At 34.6% G+C, this 861-nt stretch carries 2 protein-coding genes; both read right to left on the bottom strand.

The genetic code is table 11. The features are described from left to right. Window positions 1-96 precede the first annotated feature (96 nt). Window positions 97-324, bottom strand: a complete 228-nt coding sequence (locus AMN78_RS00765; protein ID WP_006997791.1) for a F0F1 ATP synthase subunit C — start codon at window positions 322-324, stop codon at window positions 97-99. Between the two features lie 17 nt (window positions 325-341). Continuing rightward, window positions 342-861: F0F1 ATP synthase subunit A (locus tag AMN78_RS00760; protein ID WP_075533729.1), on the bottom strand; the 520-nt coding region annotated here is incomplete at its 5' end.

The raw sequence follows: 861 nt of genomic DNA, 5'->3' as shown, positions 1-861 counted from the left end.
TCCAGCTGAGGCATACCTGCCTCAGCCGAATACAAATTTGTATTTATACCCGCAAGTGCTATTGATAAACTTAACAAACTTTTCATATTCAATTTACTAAAATGCAAATAAAATAATTAAAGCTACTACAAGCCCGAACAATCCTGTTGCTTCTGCTAACGCAAACCCTAATAACAAGTTAGGGAATTGTTTTTGAGCCGCAGAGGGATTTCTCATTGCCCCAGATAGGTAGTTACCGAAAATTATTCCGATACCTACACCAGCTCCAGCTAATGCGATTGCAGCAAGACCTGCCCCAATCATTTTTGCCGCTTCTAACTCCATTTTTCCTCCTTTTTTAATTAATGGTGTAAATTTAATGCATCATTCAAGTAGATGCAGGTTAATATTGCAAAAACATATGCTTGTAGAAAGGCTACTAAAATTTCTAAGCCTGTTAATGCTACTGAAAAACTAAGCGGCAACCAACCACCTAATATTCCTAAACTCACTACAAATCCTCCAAAAACCTTCAGCATTGTATGACCTGCCATCATATTTGCAAATAAACGCACTGATAAACTTACGGGTCTACTCAAGTAAGAAATAATTTCTATAACAGTAATTAAAGGTAATAGTATGGTTGGAACTCCACTAGGAACAAAAATACTTAAATACTTAAAACCATGATTAACAAAGCCAATTATAGTTACTGCTATAAATATAAACAAAGCTAATATCAGAGTAACAATAATATGACTTGTAACTGTAAATGAGTATGGCAACATTCCTACCATATTGCAAAATAAAACAAACATAAACAAACTAAATATAAAAGGGAAGTAAGGCTTAGCTTTTGAACCAGCCGTATCGCTAATCATC

Source organism: Candidatus Pelagibacter communis (genome assembly GCF_001179945.1).
In the GTDB taxonomy this organism is placed as follows: Bacteria; Pseudomonadota; Alphaproteobacteria; order Pelagibacterales; family Pelagibacteraceae; genus Pelagilacustribacter; species Pelagilacustribacter ubique_A.
Note: the sequence above shows the minus strand (reverse complement) of the source record. Positions and strands in the feature narration are given on the sequence as shown.